Source organism: Pseudarthrobacter linnaei, assembly GCF_055412825.1.
The window spans coordinates 1-6,120 of the sequence record NZ_JBVAYX010000053.1; the positions used below are offsets into that span (position 1 = coordinate 1).

The 6,120-nt window shown below is 64.4% G+C and carries 6 protein-coding genes and 1 pseudogene; 3 read left to right on the forward strand and 4 right to left on the reverse strand.

The window, feature by feature from the left end; genetic code table 11:
* A partial coding sequence (locus tag ACZYZ3_RS20245) for a CBM96 family carbohydrate-binding protein (protein WP_463965566.1) occupies positions 1-584 on the forward strand: 584 nt, incomplete at its 5' end.
* Positions 585-860: 276 nt separating this feature from the next.
* A complete protein-coding gene (locus ACZYZ3_RS20250; protein WP_463965567.1) occupies positions 861-1,562 on the forward strand; it encodes a hypothetical protein in 702 nt (233 codons plus the stop codon).
* Positions 1,563-1,682: 120 nt separating this feature from the next.
* Here ACZYZ3_RS20250 and ACZYZ3_RS20255 read toward each other — a convergent pair whose 3' ends face one another.
* Positions 1,683-2,147, reverse strand: coding sequence for a hypothetical protein (locus ACZYZ3_RS20255; RefSeq protein ID WP_463965568.1), 465 nt, complete (start codon positions 2,145-2,147; stop codon positions 1,683-1,685).
* 999 nt (positions 2,148-3,146) lie between these two features.
* Here ACZYZ3_RS20255 and ACZYZ3_RS20260 point away from each other — a divergent pair.
* Positions 3,147-3,458: a thioredoxin family protein gene (locus tag ACZYZ3_RS20260; protein WP_463965569.1), complete on the forward strand. Its 312-nt coding sequence runs from the start codon at positions 3,147-3,149 to the stop codon at positions 3,456-3,458.
* A 182-nt stretch (positions 3,459-3,640) separates the two neighbouring features.
* Here the strand turns inward: ACZYZ3_RS20260 and ACZYZ3_RS20265 are convergent.
* The 3 genes and pseudogenes from ACZYZ3_RS20265 to ACZYZ3_RS20275 form a co-directional block, all read right to left on the reverse strand.
* Positions 3,641-5,113 (reverse strand): annotated as a pseudogene (locus ACZYZ3_RS20265) (multicopper oxidase family protein).
* Positions 5,113-5,385 carry an SHOCT domain-containing protein gene (locus ACZYZ3_RS20270; RefSeq protein WP_463965570.1) on the reverse strand — a complete coding sequence of 91 codons (273 nt, stop codon included), beginning with the start codon at positions 5,383-5,385 and terminating at the stop codon, positions 5,113-5,115. Before ACZYZ3_RS20270 ends, ACZYZ3_RS20265 begins: the two are co-directional and overlap by 1 nt.
* A gap of 153 nt (positions 5,386-5,538) precedes the next feature.
* The coding region (locus tag ACZYZ3_RS20275) for a F510_1955 family glycosylhydrolase (RefSeq protein WP_463965571.1) at positions 5,539-6,120 on the reverse strand (582 nt) is incomplete at its 5' end.

Sequence of the window (6,120 nt, forward strand, 5' to 3'; positions counted from 1 at the left end):
TCGATGGTGGCTCCGCCGGGGTGAAGGATGTTGCCGGTAACGCGTTGGCCTCGCCCAAAACGTGGACCTTCACCACGGCTTCCGCAGGCGGCGGCGGCACGCCGGAGACCGTTACACTCACGGCCACCGCTGACAGCTATGTGGCAAGCGGCGCGGCGGGGACGAACTTTGGCACGGGTACCGTGCTGAGTGTGGACAACAGCCCGGTGGAGGTCACGTACTTGAAGTTCGACCTGTCGGCGTACGCGGGCAGGACGCTGGAGAGTGCGACGTTGCAGCTGCGTAGCGCCGGGAGCGGCTCAACGGGTACGCAGAACGTCAAGCTGGTCGCTGATGACGGCTGGACCGAGGGTGGGATCACGTACAGTAACCGTCCGGCGCTCGGCGCCAGCATCGGAACGCTCGGTCCGACAGCAAGAAATGCCAGCTACAGCGTTGCGCTGACGGTCAGCGGCCTGACCGGTGAGCTCGGCCAACAGCTCTCCCTAGGTATGGACGCCAACAGCAGCGACGGCCTGGACCTCAACTCCAAAGAGGCCGGCAGCACGCTCGCACCCAAGCTGGTGCTCACGCTGAGGAACTAGGCGGATACTCGACAGGGCCGACACCGTCCAAACCGTCCAAATCGTCCGACCGACACCCCCAGACAGGGGGCGACCATGCAGACCGACCTCGGTGACGACTGGACGCACCAATGCGTGGTCGGGGAGGTGAAGGTCGCCCGCTGGAGGTATTGGGTATCCGCCCTGATGCCCCCCTGCCGTACTGGGGCTGGGGCAGCATCCCGGACCAGTACGGGCGCCGATGGGCTACCGACGACGGGGAGCCTGGCGCCAGGGAAACCGGGCCGGCCGCACCCGATGCTGCTGCACGGGTGGCCCGCACAGGTGCAGGTGCCGGGGCTCGACTTGTCCGAGCTGCGTGAAGCCATCGCGGCAGGAGATGCGGCTCGCTTCCTCGCGGCGGTCACCGGACACGACATCGATGATGCTCTGCAACAGGTGGGGGCCGGCATACCGATGGAGCTGGAGCAGCGACGCCAGGAAACCGAGCCGGTGGCAATGTCGGTCATCAACAGGCTGACTTGGCGCAGCGGCGCTGGTGACCGGCTGCTGGCCGAGGACCTGCTGGCCGGTCTGCGCCGCGTGCCGCTGACAGGCCGAGTGGTGCCGGTAGACCTGGGCATGCTCAGCACCGTGCTGGAAGGGGATCCCGAGCTGTCGACCGGTGGCTACGTCGACCTGCGCACCGGGCCGGTGTTCGACGACAGCGCCACTGACCCGATGATGGTCGGGGAGGACGCCGCCATCAGCGTGGAGGAGGAGCCGGGTCGTTGGCTTCGATTCAACTGTACCGGTTCGCGGAACGGCTGGCGGGACATGGCGGCCTTCGCCGAGCGGCAGCACGATGAGACCCTTCGAGAGCGGCTGGAGCGGGCGATCGAGGGCAAAGGTGCCTTCTGCCGGTTCCGCGACCTCGTCCACGGCGAGAACCTTAGCGAACAGTGGTATGCCTTCTCCACGGACCGGCCAGATGGGCCGTGCCCGCGAGTTCCTCGCTGACAATGGCATCCGCGTGGGCTGACGAGCCGGGCTTGGTCAGCGCCGGCGAAGACCGTGCCGCCCGCCGCATACCTCAACCGTGGAGCAGCTGAGTAGGCCGATCGTGAGGTCGAGTTCCGGTCACAGGGTCGTCCCAGTGCAGGTTCCCGAAATGAGTTCGTCCTTTGTAGGAATTTGGTTTGTTGGTGGGGGCCGGTGTGTCAGATCCGGGTGAATCTTCTTAGCTGCGGCCCGGGGCGCCGTTGGCGGGAGCCGTTGGCGTGCCTGTCGGCGGCGTTCCTTGACCTGCCGGTTCTCCTCCAGGACGCGGTAGAACGTGGAGATTGAGCATAAATAGATGCCTGCATCCAGGAGCCGGGCATAGATCTGCACCGGCGGCAGGTCGATGAAATCCCTTGAGTTCACGGTCGCCAGGATGTGGGCGCGCTCTGCCGCTGAGAGCTTATTTGCCGGTGCAGGGGCAGGCAGCGGGTCTTCCGCCGGGGTTCGGACTTTGCGGGTCGCTGTGGCCCTGGGGACCCCGGCAATCACGGCCGCTTCCCTGGTTGGGATGTCCGCGCCGGTGAGGGCGGTGTAGGCACACATCAGGGTTTCTTGTACCAGGGCTGCTGCTCCGCGCTTTCGGAGATATCCTCTAAAAGCAGTCGTGCTTTTTCCATAATCGACAACGCAGCCTCAGTCCGTGCCAGCTTGCGTTCACTAACCTCCAGCTGCCGGCGTAGACGACCGATTTCCGCCTGTTCAGCAGTCGGTTTGCCAATCCTCTCGCCAGGCTTTTTCCTTCGAGCACGCCGGCGCCGCGGAGCTTGCGCCACTCGGTGATCTGGGAGGAGTACAGGCCCTCGCGGCGCAGGTATGCCCCGCCGCCGGTGCCGTCGTCGCAGGCCCGCTGGTAAGCGTCCAGGTAGGCCGGTTTTTGTGCCGGGGTGAACGACCTGCGAGGGGTCGGGCCGCCGGAGCGGGCCCAGTTTTACTCATGGATCTATCTTCCCGCACCGGGGAAATCGTGGAGATAGACATCGGTGATGTTCCTGATTCTCGCCCTACAGATTAAGCGAAGTTGCTATGAGCCGCTGGCCTCATCCAACCCTGACGCGTAGGGGTTGCCGGAGGCCGGTGGCTTCCACAATGGTGCCTACTGGCACGCACACTGACTCCAGCGTGGCAAGTATCTGCAGCCTGACAGGGTCCCCCAGGGTCTGGGTCAGAGCCGCCAGCTTCCGGGCGTCGTGGATTCCAGGGAATGGTGACAGGCTGGGCGGGTCGTGGGTTATGCCTGCTTCTGGGACGGTGGCGTAGGTGCTCATGCATTTATCGACACATCTAGATGGATAGATATTCCAGGTGCTGGTGAAGGCCGGCTGATTCACCACGAGCGACACCGTGCGATCACAGAAAGCCGCCAGATAGCGCCAAGGTCCACATAGGACTCAGGGGGCCTGGTTCAGGTCCTTTTCTCAGTTCGATTCCCTCTCGAATTCCTTCGTTTGTCAAGAACGACGACGCGCCGTTGCGGCAGCAAAGCGACTGGTGCAACTCCGCCTGTCCTTACCGCATCACGCAGCCGGGCGGGACAATACAGTCATGAGACTGGAACTGCTCCATATTGCTAAGTGTCCCAATTCCGTCAAAGCGTACGAGCGACTTGAAGCAGCTCTGACCGCATTGGGTCGTACCGATGTCGAAGTTCACATGCGCCTCCTAGAGTCCGTAACAGATATTGAGGGCATCGGATTTGCGGGTTCACCGACGATCACTGTCAACGGATCCGACGTCTTCCCGGATGGAGCATCCGCCAGCGATTTGGCCTGCCGTATCTACAAGACGCCCAATGGCTATGCCGGCCTGCCCACGATTGACCAGCTAACGGAGGCTCTCAGGAATAGTGGACTCTAACTCCACCACCTGCTCGTGCTGCGGCAGAGTGATCCAGCGTCGGAAATAGCCTGTCCTTGGGTCTGGGCCTTCCTATAGCTGCCAGCGGTGTGGCCGGTGGGTTGCCATCCGGCTCCGACCGGATAGCCCCGGACGACACTGAATACGGCGCTGCACGTGTCTGGGTAGTCACTCCACGCTTCTTACCGGACTTCGATCGCGCCCATCATGCCGAGGTCCTCGTGGTCCAGGATGTGGCAGTGGTAGGCCGAGCGGCCGCGGAAGTCCTTGAAAGCCACCCTGACTTTCACACGGCCGTTGGCGGGTACGTTCACCACATCCTGCCAGATGGGGGTGTTCGTCCCTTGGCCGTTTTCCTCGATGATTTGCATCGGCCAGACATGCAGGTGGAACGGGTGATCCATGGGACTGGTGTTGATCAGCGTCCATTCCTCCACATCCCCGGCCGCGACCGTTGTGTCTGTCCTGGCCTCGTTGAACTCCCTGCCGTTGATGGTGAAACGCATCATGCCACCGCCCCCACCCATCCCCATGCCCATGCCGGCGGCCAGGACGATCTGCCGGCGGGCCGCGACGGCGGCGGACCGCAGGTCTCCCAGCCCCTTCTGGGCCGGCACGGCCGCCAGGGCCGCGACCGAATCGCCGGCAACGCGAAGGGTGGCGAGAGCGGCGCCGTCCGGCTGATCTGAAGGGTTGCGTGCGCCCGATCCCGGTCCCATCACTCCCGGCATGCTTCCCCGGTTCTGGTAAAGCGCGCGCAGCACGGCGTCTCCGGTCGTTGTGGTCACGAGAAGATCTGCCCTGTTTCCCGGCGTCAGGAAAAGTTCATCCACCGTCTCGGGTGTCGGGAAGCGGCCGGAGTCCATGCCGAGGAGCTGCAGCTGCTGTCCATCGAGTCGTAGGCGGAGGTAGCGGGACACGCACGTGTTGATGATGCGCCACCGTTCGCGTTGTCCTGGGCGGGCACTGAATTACGGGTTGCTTTGGCCGTTGACCAGGATCAGTTCACCCTCCCGGCCCATCATTCGTTCCATTGCCGGGACTTCCGGGATGTTCCCCAGGCCGTCCAGGGTGGTGTCCGAAATGACCAGTACCCGTTCCGCACTTGCCTCGATGGGTTCAGGGTCCTCGACGATGATTGCTCCGAAGAGCCCGGCGAAGATCTGATCGGCGACCATGCCGTGGTGGTGGGGGTGATACCAGTACACGCCCGGGGGATGGTCCTCGGGAAGTTTGTATTCGTAGTCGAAGGTGCCGCCGGGGTCCACCGAGACGAAGACGTTGTCCCCGTTGCCCTCGGGGGAAACGTGGAGGCCGTGCACGTGCAGGTTGGTGGCCTGGGTCAGGCTGTTGACGAGCCCGATCTTCAGGACATCGCCGGCGCGTATGCGAAGTGTCGGGCCGGGGATGCTGCCGTTGTAGCCAAGGGCCGCGGCCTGACGGCCTGCCAGCAGTATCCGTCCGGGTGCGGCTTCGAGCCGTACCTTCAGCTGGCCGTTGGTGCTCCGTTCCTCCGGAGGCTGGGTCAGTTCGCCTCCCGTAACGGGAGTCGTCTGCGAGGTCAGGGTCCAGATCAGCCCGGCACCGCCGGCCGCTGTCCCCGCAATGCCGAGCCCTCCCAGCAGCACCGCCTGGCGGCGGCTGATGGGCTTCACTACGGGCCCTCACCGAGCACCTTGAGGTGTTCGCGGTATTGGTCTGCGGTGAGTTCTCCTCTCGCAAAGCGTTCGTCGAGGATCTGGCGGGCCCTGCTCCCTCCGGCAGGCGGCGGCCCGCCTGGCCCCGGGGGGCCCGGAGGTCCGTATCCATTACGGACGCCGCCGCCAAAGACTCTGACGGCCAGTAACACCAGCAGCGCGATCCCAATGAGTAGCAGAGGAATCCAGAGCCACATCCATCCCATGCCTTGTCCGTAACCCCACATCATGATTTGTGCCTTCCCTTCAAAGAATTATTCCGAGTCTTCGCGCGGCCTCGGCTGACAGGTAGAGTCCGAGGTCCCGGTCCATTCAGGCCGGTTTTCTACGCACCGCAACCCCCGGTGGTAGGCCTCGGCGCAGATCCTGCAGGGCTCGTGTGGTTAGGAGGCGTCGGCGGGACGGAACGTGACTCCGCCGTCGGTGGATAGGACGAGCCCGCTGGCCGTGGCGGCCCAGATCGACGGGTCTGCCTGCGGGCCTTTCACTGCCGCGACAGCCTGGACCGTGCCTTGGATTTTGCCCTTTCGGGTCCAGGTCGCGCCGGCGTCCGCGGAGGTGTGGATTGTCCCGTCGGGTTCAATTCCGACTGCCTCGGCGGGGCTGGCGAAAGCGGCGAACTGGACTACGGGTGCGGAGTCCACGGTGGTCCAGGTCTTACCGCCGTCCGTTGAGCGGCGGATCCCCTGTGGGGTGGTTGCCAGGACCGTGTCGCTGGTGGGGTTTCCGGCGAGGGCGGCCGGGACGAAATCCACGGCCGCCGTGGTCCAGGTTTTCCCGTCCGGGCTGGTGCGCAGTGCGCCGTCGAAGCCGACAATTCCGGATTTGGTCGCGGTGAGTGCGTGGAAGTCGGATTCGCCCTGACGGGAGAGCTTTTCCCAGGTCTTACCCGCGTCGGTGGATCTGATCAACCCGAGCGGGTTGGCCAGGTCGGAGCCTTCCCCGGGGTGTCCGGAAGCGTAGAG

Bases quoted from the DNA above. Each gene is read 5' to 3' on its own strand.
- ACZYZ3_RS20250 (WP_463965567.1), top strand. From the start codon at position 861: ATGCTGCTGCACGGGTGGCCCGCACAGGTGCAGGTGCCGGGGCTCGAC.
- ACZYZ3_RS20260 (WP_463965569.1), top strand. From the start codon at position 3,147: ATGAGACTGGAACTGCTCCATATTGCTAAGTGTCCCAATTCCGTCAAA.
- ACZYZ3_RS20255 (WP_463965568.1), bottom strand. From the start codon at position 2,147: ATGTGTGCCTACACCGCCCTCACCGGCGCGGACATCCCAACCAGGGAA.
- ACZYZ3_RS20270 (WP_463965570.1), bottom strand. From the start codon at position 5,385: ATGATGTGGGGTTACGGACAAGGCATGGGATGGATGTGGCTCTGGATT.